This window comes from Kitasatospora sp. NPDC092039 (genome assembly GCF_044756065.1).
Taxonomy (GTDB): domain Bacteria; phylum Actinomycetota; class Actinomycetes; order Streptomycetales; family Streptomycetaceae; genus Kitasatospora.
Genome location: NZ_JBIVSD010000010.1, coordinates 130203 through 147486 on the forward strand (window position 1 = coordinate 130203; position 17284 = coordinate 147486).

Annotated in this window: 17 protein-coding genes; 11 read left to right on the plus strand and 6 right to left on the minus strand. The window is 75.4% G+C overall.

Annotated elements, in window-relative coordinates:
• Positions 1-20: 20 nt before the first annotated feature.
• Both ACIQI7_RS20870 and ACIQI7_RS20875 read left to right on the plus strand, forming a co-directional pair.
• Positions 21-1868 (plus strand): hypothetical protein, encoded by a 1848-nt coding sequence (locus tag ACIQI7_RS20870; RefSeq protein ID WP_401112040.1) that lies wholly within the window; start codon positions 21-23, stop codon positions 1866-1868.
• 224 nt (positions 1869-2092) lie between these two features.
• Positions 2093-2905: a maleylpyruvate isomerase family mycothiol-dependent enzyme gene (locus ACIQI7_RS20875; protein ID WP_387754595.1), complete on the plus strand. Its 813-nt coding sequence runs from the start codon at positions 2093-2095 to the stop codon at positions 2903-2905.
• Between the two features lie 76 nt (positions 2906-2981).
• Here the strand turns inward: ACIQI7_RS20875 and ACIQI7_RS20880 are convergent, their stop codons facing one another.
• Both ACIQI7_RS20880 and ACIQI7_RS20885 read right to left on the minus strand, forming a co-directional pair.
• Positions 2982-3314 carry a hypothetical protein gene (locus ACIQI7_RS20880; RefSeq protein WP_401112043.1) on the minus strand — a complete coding sequence of 111 codons (333 nt, stop codon included), beginning with the start codon at positions 3312-3314 and terminating at the stop codon, positions 2982-2984.
• A 96-nt stretch (positions 3315-3410) separates the two neighbouring features.
• Positions 3411-3704, minus strand: a complete 294-nt coding sequence (locus tag ACIQI7_RS20885; protein WP_387754599.1) for a helix-turn-helix transcriptional regulator — start codon at positions 3702-3704, stop codon at positions 3411-3413.
• 168 nt (positions 3705-3872) lie between these two features.
• Between ACIQI7_RS20885 and ACIQI7_RS20890 the strand changes: the two genes are divergently transcribed.
• On the plus strand, positions 3873-4328 hold the full coding sequence (locus ACIQI7_RS20890) for an STAS domain-containing protein (RefSeq protein ID WP_401112046.1): 456 nt from the start codon (positions 3873-3875) through the stop codon (positions 4326-4328).
• A gap of 4 nt (positions 4329-4332) precedes the next feature.
• Here ACIQI7_RS20890 and ACIQI7_RS20895 read toward each other — a convergent pair whose 3' ends face one another.
• Complete coding sequence (locus ACIQI7_RS20895; RefSeq protein ID WP_401112049.1) at positions 4333-4791, minus strand: MarR family winged helix-turn-helix transcriptional regulator; 459 nt, start codon at positions 4789-4791, stop codon at positions 4333-4335.
• 119 nt (positions 4792-4910) lie between these two features.
• On the opposite strand from ACIQI7_RS20895, the gene ACIQI7_RS20900 reads away from it, so the two are divergent.
• The 7 genes from ACIQI7_RS20900 to ACIQI7_RS20930 all read left to right on the plus strand — a co-directional run bounded on the left by ACIQI7_RS20900 (position 4911) and on the right by ACIQI7_RS20930 (position 12750).
• The gene (locus ACIQI7_RS20900; RefSeq protein ID WP_401112052.1) at positions 4911-6167 is read left to right on the plus strand and encodes an alpha/beta hydrolase; all 1257 of its coding nucleotides are present in this window, start codon (positions 4911-4913) and stop codon (positions 6165-6167) included.
• A gap of 237 nt (positions 6168-6404) precedes the next feature.
• Entirely contained in the window at positions 6405-7094 is a 690-nt protein-coding gene (locus ACIQI7_RS20905) for an arylsulfatase (RefSeq protein ID WP_401112055.1), read from the plus strand.
• Positions 7095-7450: 356 nt separating this feature from the next.
• Entirely contained in the window at positions 7451-8989 is a 1539-nt protein-coding gene (locus tag ACIQI7_RS20910; protein WP_401112057.1) for an SDR family oxidoreductase, read from the plus strand.
• Between the two features lie 262 nt (positions 8990-9251).
• Positions 9252-9470, plus strand: coding sequence for a ferredoxin (locus tag ACIQI7_RS20915; RefSeq protein WP_401112060.1), 219 nt, complete (start codon positions 9252-9254; stop codon positions 9468-9470).
• A gap of 93 nt (positions 9471-9563) precedes the next feature.
• Positions 9564-10772 (plus strand): cytochrome P450, encoded by a 1209-nt coding sequence (locus tag ACIQI7_RS20920; protein WP_401112063.1) that lies wholly within the window; start codon positions 9564-9566, stop codon positions 10770-10772.
• Positions 10773-11333: 561 nt separating this feature from the next.
• A complete protein-coding gene (locus ACIQI7_RS20925) occupies positions 11334-11777 on the plus strand; it encodes a hypothetical protein (protein ID WP_401112066.1) in 444 nt (147 codons plus the stop codon).
• A 505-nt stretch (positions 11778-12282) separates the two neighbouring features.
• Positions 12283-12750: a hypothetical protein gene (locus ACIQI7_RS20930; RefSeq protein ID WP_401112069.1), complete on the plus strand. Its 468-nt coding sequence runs from the start codon at positions 12283-12285 to the stop codon at positions 12748-12750.
• Between the two features lie 104 nt (positions 12751-12854).
• Here ACIQI7_RS20930 and ACIQI7_RS20935 read toward each other — a convergent pair whose 3' ends face one another.
• Together ACIQI7_RS20935 and guaD are read right to left on the minus strand one after the other, a co-directional pair.
• Positions 12855-13208, minus strand: coding sequence for a beta/gamma crystallin domain-containing protein (locus ACIQI7_RS20935; RefSeq protein WP_401112072.1), 354 nt, complete (start codon positions 13206-13208; stop codon positions 12855-12857).
• Positions 13209-13710: 502 nt separating this feature from the next.
• Complete coding sequence (gene guaD, locus ACIQI7_RS20940) at positions 13711-15213, minus strand: guanine deaminase (protein ID WP_401112075.1); 1503 nt, start codon at positions 15211-15213, stop codon at positions 13711-13713.
• Positions 15214-15576: 363 nt separating this feature from the next.
• Between guaD and ACIQI7_RS20945 the strand changes: the two genes are divergently transcribed.
• On the plus strand, positions 15577-16248 hold the full coding sequence (locus tag ACIQI7_RS20945) for a polysaccharide deacetylase family protein (protein ID WP_401112078.1): 672 nt from the start codon (positions 15577-15579) through the stop codon (positions 16246-16248).
• Positions 16249-16320: 72 nt separating this feature from the next.
• On the opposite strand, the gene ACIQI7_RS20950 is transcribed toward ACIQI7_RS20945, so the two are convergent.
• Positions 16321-17154, minus strand: coding sequence for a hypothetical protein (locus ACIQI7_RS20950; RefSeq protein WP_401112081.1), 834 nt, complete (start codon positions 17152-17154; stop codon positions 16321-16323).
• Positions 17155-17284: the final 130 nt, after the last annotated feature.

Genomic DNA, 17284 nt, shown 5'->3' on the forward strand with positions numbered 1-17284 from the left:
CGCGGACCGAGGGGGAGCGTGTGACGAAGCGTGATGTCCGGCGGGGCGCGGTCCGGCGCGGTGTGCTGGCGCTGGCCGTCTGGTGGCTGTGGATGCCGCTGGTCGCGGCGCTGGTGTGGCTGGTCAAGCACGCCGTGTTCGGCGGGTTCGGGCAGCAGGACCAGAGCTACGTGCTGCTGGTCGAGCGGCTGTTCCTCCCGAACGGCGGGGTACTGGACGCGGCGCCGCTGTTCTGGATCTGGGTCGCGATCGGCCTGGGCGGCACGGTGGTCGCGGTCGCGTACGTCGCCCGGGAGTCCGAGGCCGGGTACCGCGGGTGGCGCACGCGCCTGACGCTGGCGGCGGTGCTGCTGGCGCTGGCCGGCTCGCTGGTGCGGGCCGGCACCGGGCTGTGGGACGACGACAAGGACGAGGGCCGCTACTACGCGGCGGCCACCGTGCTCGACATCCCCGCCGGCGGCGCGGGCACCCCGCGCTCGGTGCTGCCGGTCACCGAGCACACCCGCGCGGGCGACGGCGGCCGCTGCGACCTGGTGGGCACCGCGGACGTGCCGGCCTGCGTGAAGACCGCGCCGATGCCGGACTTCGACTTCGAGGCGCGCACCGCCTCCTACGCGGCGGCCACCAAGGCGCTGACCGACAGCGCCGGCCTGACCTCCGGGGTCCACCTGATGGGCCACAGCCTGCACTACCTGCCCGGCGCCGCACCGGGCGGCGGCGTGTGGACGGCCGTCCTGGACGGCTCCGGCGAGCAGCCGATGGAGGGCGTCGCCGTCTGGGACGGCCGCTCGAACTCCGTCGCCACCTGCGCGTTCCGCGGCGAGCACGCGTTCGGCCGGGCCTTCGCCGGCACCGGGGCCGTCAGCCTGCGCAACCTGCTCGCCGAACGGTTCCCGGACCTGGTCTACAGCGACCAGGACATCTGGGGCTACTGCGACGGCGCCGACCCCCGCGCCGCCGAGCCCGTGGTGGTGATCTCGGTGGCCCGCCAGAGCGGCTGGCGCCAGCGCACCGTCCTGGAGCCGGCCGGGGTGCTGGTGCTGCGCGGCTCGCCGGACGGCCGCCCGGACGCGACGTACCGGGCGGACGTGGCGCCGGGCGAACTGCCCGGAGCCGTCTACCCGGCCTCGGTGGTCCGCTCCCAGATCCACGAGGTCCAGTGGCTCGGCGGCCGCGGCGCGAAGGACGACCGCGGCTTCGGCTACGCCCACACCTCGGCCTCCACCAACGCCGTCAACCCGGGCGAGTTCCTGCTGCGCTCGAAGGCGGACGGCCACCTGTACTACGTGACGCCGCTGGTGCCGCGGGAGAGCTCCTCGCAACTGGTGGTGGCCTTCGCGGTCCTGCAGGCCGACCGGGTCGGCGGCGGCCTCAACGACCTGCACGTGTACGTGCGCGGCGACGACGGTCCGGCGGTGAACCTGGACGTGCTGGCCAGCCGGATGGTGTCGTACATGGCCCAGCAGACCTCGATCTCCATCAGCGCCGGGCCGGGCGGTGCGCTGCAGGAGATCGTCCCGTTCGGGCGGGACATGTGGCGCGGCTTCGTGGACTTCAACGGGCAGACCCAGGACTACATCGACCTGTCGGGCGACGCCACGGTGACGCCCAACCTGGTGTCGCTGAGCGGCGACATCACCGCGCCCGGCGGCGGCCGGCCGGCCCCGGCGCCGACACCGACGCCGACCGGACCGGCACCCACCGGGCAGCCGTCCACCGCGCCTCCCACCGCGCCGCCGCCCGCACCGGCGGGCGGGTGCGGCGGCGACCCGGGGCAGTTGACGACCAGTCAACTCGCCGCCTGCGTCGCCGAGTTGTCCAAGGCCCTGCAGGGCCGCGTCCAGGACCCGGCGCCCGCCCGGCCCTGACGGCCGCCCCCTGCCCCGCCCGCCCCTGCCCGTCCGGCCGGCCGGGGGTTCCGCGGGCGGCTCCGCGCAGCGCCGCCGGTGGCGCCCAACCGCCCTACGGCGCCGCCGAGTTCGGGCGCGCGCCGAGCGGCGGCGCCCGTCGTGCCCCAGGCCGCCGCGGTGGTGGGACGTCCGGCCGTGCACGGACTGGACAGCGGTGCGCGAGTCGTCCAGTCTTCACCACCATGACGTTCCCTCAACACACTTCCGGTACCGCGCGCACCGCGCTCTTCGAGGCGGTCACCGCGGTCGGCGACGAGGCCGTCGCCCTGCTCGCCGACTGCCGCGGCGACACCCGGATCCCCGGAGCCGAGTGGACGGTCGCCGAGGCGGCCGCCCACCTGGCGATGGCCAACGAGCTGATGGCCGCACTGGCCGCCGGCGAGGACCGGCCGTACGGGGACGGCACCCCGGGGGCGCTGGCCGCGGCGAACGCGGTCTCGCTGGCCGAGCGGCCCGAACGGGACCCGGCCGTGCTGGCCGGGGAGATCGCCCGGCAGGCCTGGGAGTTCGCGGCGGCGGCCGGCCCGCGCACCGGCGCCGAACCGGTGCTGACCCCGCTGGGCCGGATGGACCTGGACACCCTCGGCGCCTACCTGCTGACCCACATGCTGGCCCACCTGTACGACGTCGCCGTCGCCCTCGGCCGGCCGCACCCGGTCGACCGGCGGCGGGTCGAGCTGACGATGCCGTTCCTGCGCACCGCCATGCCGCTGGTGACGGACGCCCGCACCGCGGCCGGCCACAGCGCCTGCTACCGGCTGCGGCTGCGGGGCCAGGGCGGCTTCGCGGTGACCTTCACGGACGGCGCCGCCGTGGTGAGCCAGGAGCCGCCGCGCCGCCCGGACTGCACGATCGTCGTCGAGCCGGTGGCGTTCTTCCTCCTGGCCCTGGGCCGCTGCTCCACCACCGGCGCCATCGCCCGCGGCAAGGTGTTCGCCTGGGGCCGCCGCCCGTGGCTGGCCCCGGCCTTCCCCGGGCTGTTCACCGCGCCCTGAGCCCCACCGGCTCCGACTGGCTTCCGGGCGGCTCTGTCCGGGTTCCGGGCGGCCGACCGGCGGGGCGGGAGGACGGCTACCCGGGCCGGGGGCCGTCCTCGGGGCCGCCCGGGTCGGCCGGGTCGGGAGCGCGGGGCGTGCGGGGCGCCGCCCTGCCCTCCTCGGCGTCCCGGCACGTCCCGCAGGTGTTCCAGTGCGGCCGGCCGGGGCCGGAGGAGCGGTGGGGCGCGAGGGTCATGTCGGAGGTGTGCCGGCCGCACAGGGTGAGGGGCCCGCAGGCCCCGGAGGCCTCCGCGGGAGCGGCGTGGGCCAGACGCACCGGGTTCTCGGGGTCCGCCGGCAGGAGGTCCGGGCCGAGGAGCCGCACGTTGGCCGGCGTATCGGGTTCGAGCACGATGACGGTGTCCATCCCCTCAACGTCGCCGCAGGAGCGCCGCGCCGCACGCGCACGGTGGCATCCGGACCAGCCGGCCGCGGCCCGGGGCCCGCGGCGGCGCGGCCGGGGTCAGCGCAGGAGGGTGGCGAGGAGCTCGGAGATGGTGGGCCCGGCGTCGGCGGGGTGACGCAGCTGTTTGCTGGTGATGACGCTGTAGTGGTTGGTGCGGCCGCGGCGTTCGTGGCTGAGGTACCCGGCCTGTTCGAGGTCGGCGATGATGCGCTGGACGGCGCGCTCGGTGAGCAGGCAGCGCGCGGCGATGTCGCGCACCCGGATGCCGGGGTCCCGGGCGATCTGGACCAGCACGCGGGCGTGATTGGTCAGGAAGGTCCACTGCCGTTCGGTCGTCGTGCCGTCGTCCATTCCCCCACGATAGTGCCACGGGTTTCACGACAGCGGAAACACGACAGATAATTCGTGCAATGGTTGACATGTCCGGCGGGTTGGGCGAAGAGTGGAACGGACGCAATCCGAACCGCCTGAACGGGGCCCGTGCGGTGGTTCCGTCTGGAGATGGTGTGCGTGGACCCGATGAACAGGCAGGCACTGGAGCGGCTGCAGTCCCTGCTGGCCGACCGCGTCGGCCCGAGCTGCGCGAGCGGGCCGCCGTGCCTGACGTCCGAGACCGCCAGGATCGGTGACGCCCTCGTGTGCTCCTTCGCCGGGGACATGATCCTGGACAGCGAGTCCGTCGCCGCCCGCGCGCTGTCCGCCGCGCTCGACCGGCGTCCGTCCCTGCTCGCGATCGACCTCGCCGGCGTGGAGCTGCTCACCTCCACCGGCCTCAACCTGCTGCTCACCGCCCGCCGGCGGGCGCTGGCCGACGGCGTCCCGCTGGTGCTGGTCGCCCCTTCCGAGCGGACGCTGCGGGTCATGGAGCTCACCGAGACCACCGCGCTGTTCCCGGTCCACGCGAGCGCCGAGGACGCCGTCCGCCGGTACGCGCCGGACGCGCTGCCCGCCGTCCCCCCGCGCGGCCGGCCGTAGGCGCTCAGAGCCGGTCGTAGACGGCGGACAGCCGCTGCAGCACCTCGGTGGCCCGGTCCAGGGCCTCGTCGTCGTAGTCGTCCAGGTCGGTGTGCAGGGCCTCGGCCAGCGCCCGTTGGCGCTGGTCGTGCCGGGCCCGGCCGGTGTCGGTGAGGGCGACCAGCACGGAGCGCTTGTCCTCGGGCTGGCGGGTGCGGGTGACGTAGCCGGCCGCGACCAGGCCGTTGACCAGCTGGGTGGTGGCGGCGCCGGTGGTCTCGGTGCCGGCGGCGAGCCGGCCGATGGTCAGGGGGCCCTGTTCGGCCAGGGTGCGCAGGGCCCGGGCGTGGGTGAGGGAGAGCGCGCCCGGGGTGCGGGTGGCGCGCCCGCGCAGCCGGGCGTCGGCGGCGCTGAGCCGGTAGGCGGCGCGGGCCAGGCGGTCGAGCGCCCGGGCGCGGTCGTCGGTGGGCTGCGGCTCGGTCATCGGGATTCCTCCTGGACGGGTGGACGGCGGCCCGGTTGACAACAGCCTAGCCTCAGTACTTAATGACTAAGTACTTATTCATTAAGTACTGAGCCAACCGGACCTCCAGGAGGAGACCCATGACCATCCGTTCGACCGGCCAGAGCTGGGCCCTGGACATCGCCCTCGCCCAGGGCGGCTTCGACGCGCTGCACCCCGAGGCCGTCGGGACCATGGAGCAGCTGGGCCACGACCACACCGACTTCGCCAAGGTCTTCGCGCTGGTCAGGAGCGGCGCGATGCTGCCCAAGGCGTGGGCGACGGTGGCCGGCCAGGCCGAGGAGCGCGCCGCCCACCACGAGCGCGGCGGGTTCGCGCAGACCGCCGCCGACCTCTACCTGCGGGCCGCGGTGATGTGGGGCCGGGCGCAGTACTCGCTGTTCGACGCGGCCGACCCGCGCAAGGCCGCCATGCGCGAGCGCGCCGACCACTGCGTGGAGCGCCTGGGCGCGCTGCGCGGGGGCCGGGTGCGGCGGGTGGAGCTGGACTTCGAGGGCTCGCGGATCCACGCCCTGCTGCACCTGCCGGCCGGCCGGGTCGAGAACGCGCCGGCCGTCATCCTCGGCCCCGGGATGGACATGATCAAGGAGGACTACATCTGGGCGGCCGAGCGCTACTACACCTCGCGCGGGATGGTCGCGCTGTCCATCGAGGGGCCGGGCCAGGGCGAGAGCCGCGCCGGCGGGCTGACCGTCGACCTCGCCAACTACGAGCGGGCGATCGGCCGTTACCTCGACCACCTGGCCGCGCTCCCGGAGGTCGACGCCGACCGGATCGGCATGTTCGGCATCTCGATGAGCGGCTACTGGGGCTCCAGGGCGGCCGCCACCGACCGCCGCCTGGCCGCCCTCGCCGCCTTCGAGGCCGTCACCGGCGACTTCGCGACCATCTTCGAGCGCGCCCAGCCGACCTTCAAGAACAACTACATGTACATGGCCGGGTACACCGACGAGGACGCCTTCGACCGCGACCTCGCCCGGCGGATGCCGCTGGGCGACCTGGTCGCCGACATCGCCTGCCCGGTGCTGTACGGGATCGGCGAGTTCGACGAGCTCACCGACCTCGGCCAGGCCCTGGAGAGCTTCGAGCGCATCCGGGCGCCGAAGGAACTGCGGGTCTACGAGGACGAGTTCCACCCGCTCGGGGGAGTGGCGGCCGAGGCCTTCCGGTTCGCGGCGGAGTGGCTGGAGCGGGCCCTGGCCGGCGAGTTCGCCGAGCCCGGACGGGACGTGCGCCACCACGTCCACCGCGACGGCCGCACCACCGACGGCAGCGCCGACCCCGCCTGGTGGCTCGGCGCCGCCCCCACCCGGCTCACCGAGGCCCGCCGCCGCTGAGCCCCGCCCGCCCCGGGCCGCCCGTCCGAGCCAGGGCGGGCGGCCCGGTCCGCCGCGGTCGCTAGGGCGTGTCTGACAATTCCCGCCGGGTTCGCGACGCCGGGGCACGCACCTCGCCGCGTTGTCGTCGGTCGCCAATGCTCCGCAGTGGCTCCCTCCTCCGCCTTGCGATGCACGCACCCCAACGCCGCGCCCTGATCCGACGCGAATTGTCAGACACGCCCTAGCATCGCGCGCATGCTGGCACTGCTCCACACCTCGCCCGTCCACGTCCCGGTCTTCGACGCGCTCCGCGACCGCGAGCACCCCGGCCTGCCCCTGCGCCACCTCGTCCGCGAGGACCTGCTGGCCACGGCCCTGGCCGACGGGCCCGACGCCGTCGCGGAGCACATCGACCGCCTCCTCGCCCCCGCCGTCGCCGCCGGGGCCACGGCCGTGCTGTGCACCTGCTCGACGATCGGGGCGGTCGCGGAGTCCAGGGCCCCGGCGGCGGGCGTGCCCGTGCTGCGCGTCGACCGGCCGATGGCGGCCGCCGCCGTCGCCGTGGCACCCGCGGCGGGCCGGACGGCGACCCGCGTCACGGTGGTCGCCGCCCTGGCCGGCACGGTGCGCCCGACGGCGGCCCTCATCGAGGACGAGGCCGTACGGGCCGCCCGCCCGGTCACCCTGACCACCGTCGTGGTCGACGGCGCCTGGGAGCGCTTCGAGGCCGGTGACCGGGACGGCTACCTGACCGCGGTCGCCACCGCCGTCGAGGCCGTCGACGACGCGGACGTCGTCGTCCTCGCCCAGGCCTCCACGGCCGCCGCCGCGAACCGGGCCACCACCGCCGTACCCGTCCTCTCCAGCCCGGCCCCCGGGCTGCGCGCCGCCGCCGCTGCCGCCTGCCGCCCCGAAGCCCGGACACCCCGCCCACGGACCGCGTGACGCCGTCGCCCGCACGGTGGCCGACGACCCGGACACGGCCCTCGACAGGCTCGCGAAGGGACGCCTGGCCGCCGGCTCCGGCACGGCGTCCGAGGTGCCGGCGGCGGTGCGGACGGGCGCTCCGCCGCCTACCTGGCGCCGGGAGCGGTGGCCGGCGCGGCGATCCGGTCGAACGCGCCGGGAACGGGCCGCGACCTGTTCGAAAGCATCGCCCTGCCGGACCCGCGGGCCGCCGCTGTCCGGGACCGGCCGGAGGCGCCTCCTGCGCCGGTGCGGCCGACCGCACCGCTGCGGGTGCGGGTGGGGTCCGGGGCGGAGACCATCGTGGCGATGGCCGACCGCCCCCGGGAGCCGCCGTGACCGATGCCGCAGACCCCGCTCCTCCTGGCGCGCCGCGCTGCCTGGTCACCGGGGCCACCGGGTACATCGGCGGCCGGCTGGTGCCGGAGCTGCTGGCCGCCGGGTACGGCGTCCGGTGCCTGGTCCGGGATCCGGACCGGTTGCGGGACCACCCCTGGCGCGGGCGGGTGGAGGCCGCCGCCGGGGACGTCACCCGTCCGGAGAGCCTGGACGGCGCGTTCACCGGGATCGACGTCGCCTACTACCTGGTGCACGCGCTCGGCACGGGCTCCGGGTTCGAGGCCACCGACCGGGCCGCCGCCGCGGCCTTCGGGCGGGCGGCGGCCCTGGCCGGGGTGCGGCGCATCGTCTACCTGGGCGGGCTCGCGCCCGCCGGGGTGCCGGCCGGGCGGCTCTCCCCGCACCTGCGGTCGCGGGTCGAGGTCGGACGGGTGCTGCGCGACAGCGGCGTGCCGACCGCCGAACTGCGGGCCGCCGTGATCATCGGCTCGGGGTCGGCCTCCTTCGAGATGCTCCGGTACCTCACCGAGCGCCTGCCGGTGATGGTCACCCCGCGCTGGGTGGAGACCCGGATCCAGCCGATCGCCGTCCGGGACGTGCTGCGGCTGCTGGTCGGGGCCGCCGGCCTGCCGCCCGAGGTGAACCGGGCCTTCGACATCGGCGGTCCGGAGGTGCTGACCTACCGGCGGATGATGGAGCGCTACGCGGCGGTGGCCGGGCTGCCGCGCCGGCTGATCGTCGCCGTCCCCGTCCTCACCCCGCGGCTCTCCAGCCTCTGGGTCGGCCTGGTGACGCCGGTCCCGGGGTCGATCGCCCGGCCGCTCGTGGAGTCGCTGCGGTACGAGGTGGTCCGCGGCGAGCACGACCTCGACCGGTACCTGCCGCAGCCCCCGGGCGGCGGCATCGGCTTCGACGCGGCGGTCGGGCTCGCGCTGCGGCGGATCCGGGACGCGGACGTCGCCACCCGCTGGTCCTCCGCCTCCGTGCCCGGCGCCCCGAGCGACCCGCTGCCGACCGACCCGGACTGGGCCGGCGGAAGCCTCTACCAGGACGTCCGGGAGCTGCGGGTGGACACCGACCCGGCGGCGCTGTGGAGGGTCGTGGAGGGGATCGGCGGGGAGAACGGCTGGTATTCCTTCCCGCTCGGCTGGGCCGTGCGCGGCTGGCTGGACCGGCTGGTCGGCGGGGTGGGGCTGCGCCGGGGGCGGCGGGACCCGGCGCGGCTGCGGGTCGGCGAGTCGCTCGACTTCTGGCGGGTGGAGGAGATCGAACCGGGGCGGCTGCTGCGGCTGCGCGCGGAGATGCGGCTGCCCGGGCCGGCCTGGCTGGAGCTCTCGGTCACGCCGGACGGCGCGGGCGGGAGCCGCTACCGCCAGCGGGCGCTGTTCCACCCGCGCGGGCTCGCCGGGCACGCGTACTGGTGGGCGGTGGCGCCGTTCCACGCCGCGGTCTTCGGCGGGATGGCGCGGCGGATCACCGAGCAGGCGGCGCGCGAACCCCGGGACGGCCGCGAACCCCGGGACGGCCGGGCCTGACCGGCGGCCGGGCAGGGGAGTCGGCCACCGCCGAAGGCCTGTGAGGCCGTCCGCCCGGCCGGGTCCGCCGGCCCCGTCCGGCGAAGTGCCGCGGCTTGAACGCGCCGCACCACAACGGGGGTTCACACACAGGCGCCGAACCGGCCATTCTCGATCCGGCCACCGTACCCCTCCGTGAACGGACCGGCGACGGCTAGGTTGACCGTGACAACGAGAGGCGGCCGCCGGGCAGCCGGCATCGCCCTGGCGAAAGGTGCCCGACATGCAGGTGAGCGTCGACCGCGACCGTTGCTGCAGCTCCGGCATGTGCGTGGTGAACGCCCCCGCGGTCTTCGACCAGGACAGCCGGGACAGTCTCGTGACGCTGCGTCAGACCACTGTGCCGCCGGAGCAGTTCGACGACGTCAGGCTCGCCTCCGAGCTCTGCCCGGGCCGGGCGATCACCGTCACCGGGGACGAGCCCGCGCGGACCGGGCCCTGACGGACCCCCGCCGCCGGCCCCGCAGGCCGCCGGAGACCTTCCCGGGCCCCGAACCCCACGGGAACACCCGCGACGTGAGGAGACCCCCCCGCCTTGACCACCGCACCCGCCACCACCCCCGTCCTCCCACTGCCGGCCCGGCACTCCGGCGGCTGCCCGTTCGGCCCGCCGCCCGCGTACTCCCGGGCCGCCGCCACCGGGCCGGTGACCAGGGCCGAGCTGCCCGACGGCGACCTCTGCTGGTTGGTCACCGGCTTCGCCGAGGTCCGCACCGTGCTGTCCGACCGCCGGTTCAGTGCCGACATACGCCACCCGACCTTCCCGCTGCTGGTCGCCGGCGCCCGCGAGCTGATCACCGACAACCCGGACTTCCTGCGGCTCGACGACCCCGAGCACGCCCGCCAGCGCCGCATGCTCACCGGGGAATTCCTGGTCAAGCGGGTGGAGACGCTGCGCCCGGAGATCCAGCGGATCGTGGACGGGGCACTGGACCGGATGACCGCGGGCCGGACCACGGCCGACCTGGTCACCGACTTCGCGCTGCCGGTGCCCTCGCTGGTGATCTGCCTGCTGCTCGGCGTGCCCTACGAGGACCACGACCGCTTCCAGAGCCTGAGCCGCACGATGCTCAACCAGGAGAGCACCGTGGAACAGCTCCGGGACGCCCAGGAGGAGGTCAGGGACTACCTGCGCGACCTGACCGCCCGCAAGCGCGCACAGCCGCAGGACGACGTCCTCAGCCGACTCGCGGCGCGGGACGACCTGACCCCGGACGACGCGGCCGGCATGGGCGTGCTGCTGCTGATCGCCGGGCACGAGACGACCGCGAACATGATCTCGCTGTCGACCGCGCTGCTGCTGGAGCACCCCGAGCAGATCCCCGCCCTGGCCGACCCGGCCACCCTGCCGGGCGCGGTGGAGGAGCTGTTGCGGCTGCTGACCATCGTGCACACCGGCCTGCCCCGGGTGGCGCTGGAGGACGTGGAGCTGGGCGGCGTCACCGTCCGGGCCGGGGAGGGTGTGATGGCGATGCTCTCCACCGCCAACCGGGACGAGGCGGTGTTCGGCGGCGCCGGCCATCGGGCGACGGACGAGCTGGACCTGGACCGGGACGCCCGGCGGCACCTGGCGTTCGGCTTCGGCGTGCACCAGTGCCTGGGCCAGCCGCTGGCCCGCGCCGAACTCGGGATCGCCCTGGAGACGCTGTTCCGTCGGCTGCCGGGGCTGCGACCGGCCGGCGAGCGCGAGTTCCGTACCGAGTCGTTCATCTACGGGATGCGCTCACTGCCCGTGACCTGGTGAGCGGGGCCCGACGGAGAACTCCCGTTCTCCAGGCCCGGACCGCAGATGACAGTCACATGACCGCGCGGACAGCTCCCAGTCGGCCGGCCCCTCCCGGCAGACCGTCCCGGCGCGGGGACGCCACCGCGGTCGGCCGGAGCCGTCCGGCGGGGCCACCCGGTGCGGCACACTGATCGCCGAGGCCTTCGCACGGACTCCCGGGCGGCCGGGGCCGAGGGGACGGGGAAGGCATGGAGACCGGCAGTGTGGTCGGCGGGCGGTACCGGATCGGCCCCGACGGAGTGGGGGAGGTCCGGTTCGGGCAGGACACCGGGTCCGGGCGGCCGGTGGCGGTGAAGACGCCGGCCCGGGCGCCGGGCCCGGCCGTCCGGCTGCGGCACCCGGGGATCGTCACGGTGCTCGACGTGGGAGAGCACGAGGGCAGGCCGTTCCTCGCCATGGAGCTGCTCGACGGGTACACACTGGACGACCACCTGCTGGACGGCCGGTTCCGGCCGGCCGAGGTCGCCGGCTTCGGCGCCCAGATCGCCCAGGGCCCTGCTGGTCGCGCACCGGGCCGGGATGACGCACGGCGGGATCGAGCCCGCCCGACTGCTGCTCACCCCGACCGGGACCGTGAAGGTCCTCGGCTTCGGCACGGCCGCCCCGGCACCCGGGTCCGACCTGTCCGCGCTCGGCGACACGCTGCACGAGCTGCTCGAACACCCGGGGCCGCCCGGCCCGCCGGGCGAGCTCGGCGCGCTGGTGTCCCAGCTGCGGGACGCGCCGTCCGCCCAGGACCCGCGGCTGACCGAGGAGTTCGCCCTGCGGCTGCGCCGGCTGGCGGAGGAGCTGGCCGCGACGGAGCCGGTGGAGCCGGTGGAGCAGCCCCGGCGGCCGGCCGCGGCCCGGCCGTTCTGGATCCACCGGCGGCCGGAGCGGCTGCCGCTGGGGCGGGCACTGGCCGTGGTGATCGGGGCCGGGCTGGTCGCGGTGACGGCGTACGCGATCGCGGTGACCCTCTGACGGGATGACGACCCGGCCCGCGGGCGCCGAACCCGACCCGCCGGGGCGCCGTCCGGCTCCCCACGTCGCCGAGGCCGGGATCGCCGGTGAGGACCCGGCCGGCCGTGGCGCAGAAGACGGCCGGGATCTGGAACACCCGGTCCGACCGCGGACCGGTGACATACCTGTCGCCGATCACCGCGGCGCGCTCCGCACCCCACAGGCCTTCGCCGGCCTTCAGCCAGGCGCGGGTCCCGTCGGAGAGGAAGTCCGTCCGGCCGGTCTTGGACAGGGTGAGGGATCCGACGCAGTGGTGGGCGTCGTCCACGGAGATCCTCCCCGTGACGGACTGGCCCGTCACCAGGGCCGGGAGCCCGGTGGTGACGGAGCCCGCCGCCATCGCGTTCCACCGGGTGCGGGGCGTCGTCTTTTTGAGTATCCGTACTCAGGCGGTGCTGTCGGTGCCGGATGAGACTGTGGAGGTCCGCCGGGACTCCTGGGCCCGGCACCACGAAGGGGGAGAAGGATGAGGCGTGCGGGTTTCGCCGGGGCGGCCGCGGCCGCGGCGGTGGCGGCGATCGCGGTGACGACGGCGGCCCCGGCGGTCGCCGGGGAGAGCGGGGCGCTCGGGCAGGGGACGCCGGGGACGGGCGAGATCCTGCCGTACCCGGGGGCGGAGGGGCTGATCTGGATCCCGGACTGGATCGGCGACGGCGGCGCGGTCACCGGCGGCGCCTACGCGGCCGGTCCGCCCGTCACCGTCACGGTGGGCTGCCAGGGCGGCAGCGGCGGTGCGGGTGAGGTACGGGTCACCTTCACGCCGTACTACGGCGACCCCACTCCGGTGGAGTTCACCGTGCCCTGCCCGGCCGAGACCGTCGGCACGGGCTCGGCGGTGGTGACGGCCGAGCAGGGCCGGTCCTTCCACGTCGGGGTGGCCGCCTCGGCCGCCGACGTGCACTGGGGCCTGACGGTCACCCAGCCGGACGCCTGACCGCCCGGGGCGGGGCGGGACCGCCTTCACCTCACGGGAATGCGCTCCCGCCCGGCCCGTCCGGCCCGTCCGGCCCGTCCGGCCCGTCCGGCCCGTCCGGCGGGTCACAGGATTTCGATGGACCTGACCTGCGGCGGACGGTTCGGGAACGAGATGTCGGTCCAGCGCGGGATCCTGACCGAGTCGCCGTTGGCGTCGTAGTAGATCAAGTCGTTGTTCCCGGTGGAGATCCGGTCGACCCACCAGTCGCCGAAGGAGGTCCGGCCGGCGTTCGCGTAGCAGTCCACGCTCTGGCTGCCGCCGCTGTGCGACCAGATCTTCAGGAAGTTCTCCCCTCCCCGGCACTCGACGTGGTCGATGGCGAAGGCGTCGCCGGACGGGACGGCCACGGTGAACGCGGCCGCCGCGGCGAACGCGGCGGTCACGGAACCCACGGTCTTCTTCGTTTTCGAGAACACGGATCCTCCTCAGTCGAATCAATTCGAATCGATTCCGGATCAGGAACCCACGCCGCGAGGGAATTTCCGGTCGCGTCGTGCCCGACCAGCTTCTCGGCGCCCAGGTAAGCGGTCAATCGCGTCCACCGGGCACTGACGAGGTATCGGTCATGTCCGTCCGAACCTTCCGTGTACGGAGGGGTCGGTGGTGCCGGTGGAGCCCGTGGGGCGTGGGTGGCCGCCGGGTGAAGGGCCCGAACCGCCGGTTCCCGGGGGCGCGGCACCCGCCCCCGGGGTCCCGCCCCGGCCTGGGACGACGGGGCCGCCGGCCGGCGGCCCCTCCCGCTCCCGGTCGCCGCCGGGCACCCGCCGCCGTGGCGCCCGGTCGGCGAATGGCGCGGAACCGGCCGTGCCGCCGCGGCAGGGGAGGCACCCGGCAGGCCCACGGCCTACCCTCCGCGCCGCCCCGCTGCCCGGGTCGCCGCCCCCGCTGCCGGTCCGGTTCCCGCCGCCCGGCCGGGCTTCACGACGTTCCCCGGCACCCCCACCGGTGCGGCCGCAGCGCGGGCTCGCCGAGGACGTAGGTCTGTCTGACGGCGCGGTCGTCGCCGAGGGTGGCCAGCGCGAAGAGGCGTTCGCGGAAGTCCCGGGCCACCTCGGTGCGGCGCCTCAGGAGCGGGGTGGCGGCCCAGTCGAGCACGACGAAGTCGGCCTCGCGGCCGGGCCGGAAGCTGCCGATGTGCTGGTCGAGGCGGAGTGCGCGGGCGCCGCCGAGCGTGGCCAGGTAGAAGCCGCGCAGGGCGGTGAGGGTCTTGCGGTCCTGCTCCGGGACGGGGTGGGGGTAGGTGTTGGCCAGGGCGACGACCTTGTAGGCCTCGTTCATGGTCTGGAGCATCGAGTAGCTGGTGCCCCCGCCCACATCGGTGCCGAGCGCGACCCGGACACCGGCGCGGGCGGCGCCGTCCAGGTCGAACAGGCCGCTGCCGAGGAAGAGGTTCGAGGTGGGGTTGAACGCGGCGCCGGCCCCGGCGTCGGCGAGCAGGGCGCGGTCCGCGTCGTCGATCCACACGGAGTGGCCCCACATGCTGCGGGGCCCCACCAGGCCGCACCTGTCGTAGACGTCGAGGTAGGAGCGCGGGTCCAGGGAGTCGCGGAACTTCTCCAGCACCGCCCGCACCTCGTCGCGGTTCTCGGCGAGGTGGGACTGCACCCACAGCGGCCGGTCGGTGTGCCGGGACTCCTGGTAGAGGCGGCCGGCCATCCGGAGCGCCTCCAGGGTGGAGGTCAGTGCGAACCGCGGGGAGACGGCGTAGCGCAGCCGCCCGGTGTGGTGCCACCGGTCGATGAGCCGGCGGCAGTCCTCCTCGGCCTGTTCGACGGACCCGTCGAGGTACTCCTCGGGCACCGTGCCGCCGTTGTCGTCGTCCATCAGCAGCTTGCCGGAGACCATCCGCAGCTTGCGCAGGTGCGCCTCGGCGAAGAAGGCGTCGGCGGCGTGCGGGTGGGTGGTGGTGTAGACGCACGCGGTGGTGGTGCCGGACTCCAGGAGCCGGTCGAAGAAGAACGAGGTGGCGGCCCGGGCGTACTCCCGGTCGGCGAACCGCATCTCCGACGGGTACATGTAGTCCCGCAGCCACGGCAGGAGTTGACCGCCCGGGCTGGCGACGGAGTCCACCTGGCCGGAGTGGATGTGCGGGTCGACGAAGCCCGGTACGAGCAGGTGGCCGCGGTGGTCGACGACCCGCCCGTGGTCGACGAACTCCCGCGGGCACTCGCGGTGGTGGCCGGCCCAGACCACCAGGCCGTCGCGCACCACCAGCGCCCCCGGATCGAACAGGTGGTAGGCCCGGGGGTCGTCCTGGCCCTCGCCGTCCGGCATCCACGGATCGTCCGAGAAGTGCAGGACCGTCCCCAGGAACACCGTCACCCGCCGGCCGCGGCCGGTCCCCGCATCCGGGCCCGCACCGTCGTCCGCCGCGGTTTCCGCCGGCTCGCCGGGGCGTCCGGCCCCCTCGTCGCTGTCCATGTCCGTCTTCCTCGGACTGCCGGGTGGCGCGCCTTGAGCCGGCCACCGGGAAATCGCGGCAAAAGCCATCCCAACGGTTCACGCCCACCGTACCCCGCCGGACCGGACCGGACGTCACGGTCCGCCGGAGCGGGCGGCGGCCCTTCGCGGGCGACTCCCGCTCCGGCATCCGGGTGAAATGGCGCGGCATCGCCCGGCGCGAACGGAAGCCGGGTCCGGCGCTGCCAGAATGCAATTTCCTCGAGGTCCACCTGCACAGGCGGTGCCACCGGACAGCTGGAGCGGAACATGCGAATCATTCGGCCACGCAACAGTCCGGAAAAGGAGCCCGGCACAGGCGCGGGATGCTTCCCGTGGACGCTCATGTACCACTCGGTGGCGTCGACGACCGAGGACCCCTATCTGATCACCGTCGATCCCGCCCGGTTCCGCCGCCAATTGCGATGGCTGGCCACCCGCGGGCTGCGCGGGGTGTCGGTGGGCGCCCTGATGCGCGCCCACCGGGAGGGCGCCGCGGCGGGCCTGGTGGGCCTCAGCTTCGACGACGGGTACCGCGACTTCGTGGAGGAGGCCATGCCCGCGCTCGCGGAGTACGGCTTCACCGCGACGGTCTACGTGGTGGCCGACCGGCTGGGCGGGTACAACGACTGGGACCGCCGGGGCCCGCGCAAGCCGCTGATGACGGCGCGCCAGGTCCGGGAGACCGCCGCCGCCGGGGTGGAGATCGGCTCGCACGGGCTGACGCACCGGCGGCTGGCGGGCCTGGACGCGCGGGACCTCGCGGCCCAGGTCGCCGACAGCCGCCACCTGCTGGAGGACCTCACCGGCCGGGCGGTCGGAGGGTTCTGCTACCCGTACGGCTCGCTCGACGCCGCCGCGGTGGAGGCGGTGGCCCAGGCCGGCTACGCGTACGGGTGCGCGGTCAGCCCCGGCGCTCACGGCGGCGTGTACGCGCTTCCCCGCTGCTACGTCGGCGACCGGGACGGGCCGCTGCACCTGACCGCGAAGCTGGTGCGCGACCGCTGGCGGCGCTGACGCCGTCCCGGCGCCGCCGGCTCCGGCGACGCCGCCCCGAAGCCCCGTCGCCCCGGCGTCGCCGGCGGCCGCTCAGCGGACGGCGGCGGGTTCCACCGCGGGCTCCACCACGGTTTCCAGGCGCAGCCAGGACTCGTGCCACAGCAGGGCGCAGCGGCGGTCGCAGCCGGTGGCGAGCGGTTCGCCGCCGCAGCGCAGGCCGTGGAGGATGAACCAGCGCCCCCCGGTGGGGTGCTGCCACCAGGCGAGGGACCGGTGGCGCAGCTCGGTGACGCCGTGACGGGTGCCGGCGTGGCGCTCCATCCCCGGCTGGAAGGGGACGCCGTGCAGGCGCCCGTCCGGGCCGAGGGTCGCGTGGATCTCCGCGAGGCTGCGCACCGTCGCCCACCGGGCGGCGGGCCGGGCGGCGGGCACCGGCGCGGGGGAGGGCTCCAGCCACTCGTCGCGGAACAGCAGCGCGCAGTCCATCCCGCAGCCCTGGGTCCCGTCGGCGCCGTGGCAGGTGGCACCGGCCAGCGCGACGGTGCCCGACAGGCGCCGCACGCGGTAGTGGTCGTCGATCATCCGGCGCACGACGCGGTCGACCTGGTAGACGCCGCCGCAGAACGACCACTGGCTGCGGGTGAACCACAGGCCGCGGTGGCGGTCCGCGGCGTCGAGGGTGCCGCGCACCGCGGCCTCGTCCTTCACCCGGACCCAGTCCCCCTCGGCGAAGCGGGAGGGCCGGCCGGGCTCCGGGACGTCGGCGCGGCGCTCCCGCAGGCCCTCACGGGCGATCCGGGCGCGGCGCAGGACACCGAGCGGGGGAAGGTCGCGCAGGGGCAGGCTCTTGTACTGGCACCGGTTCGCGGTGGTTTCGCAGCGCGGCCCCGCGGTACGGGTGAACCGTGATTCCTCGACGGTCATCGGTGAAATCCCATCGGGTCGGAGATATCGGCACAGGCTAGCGCACCCCTCCTTTCCCCGGACGGGCTCCCGAGTCCTTTCGGAGCCATGTCGAGAGAAATAGCACTAAACGCACTAAGGGCCTTCCGGA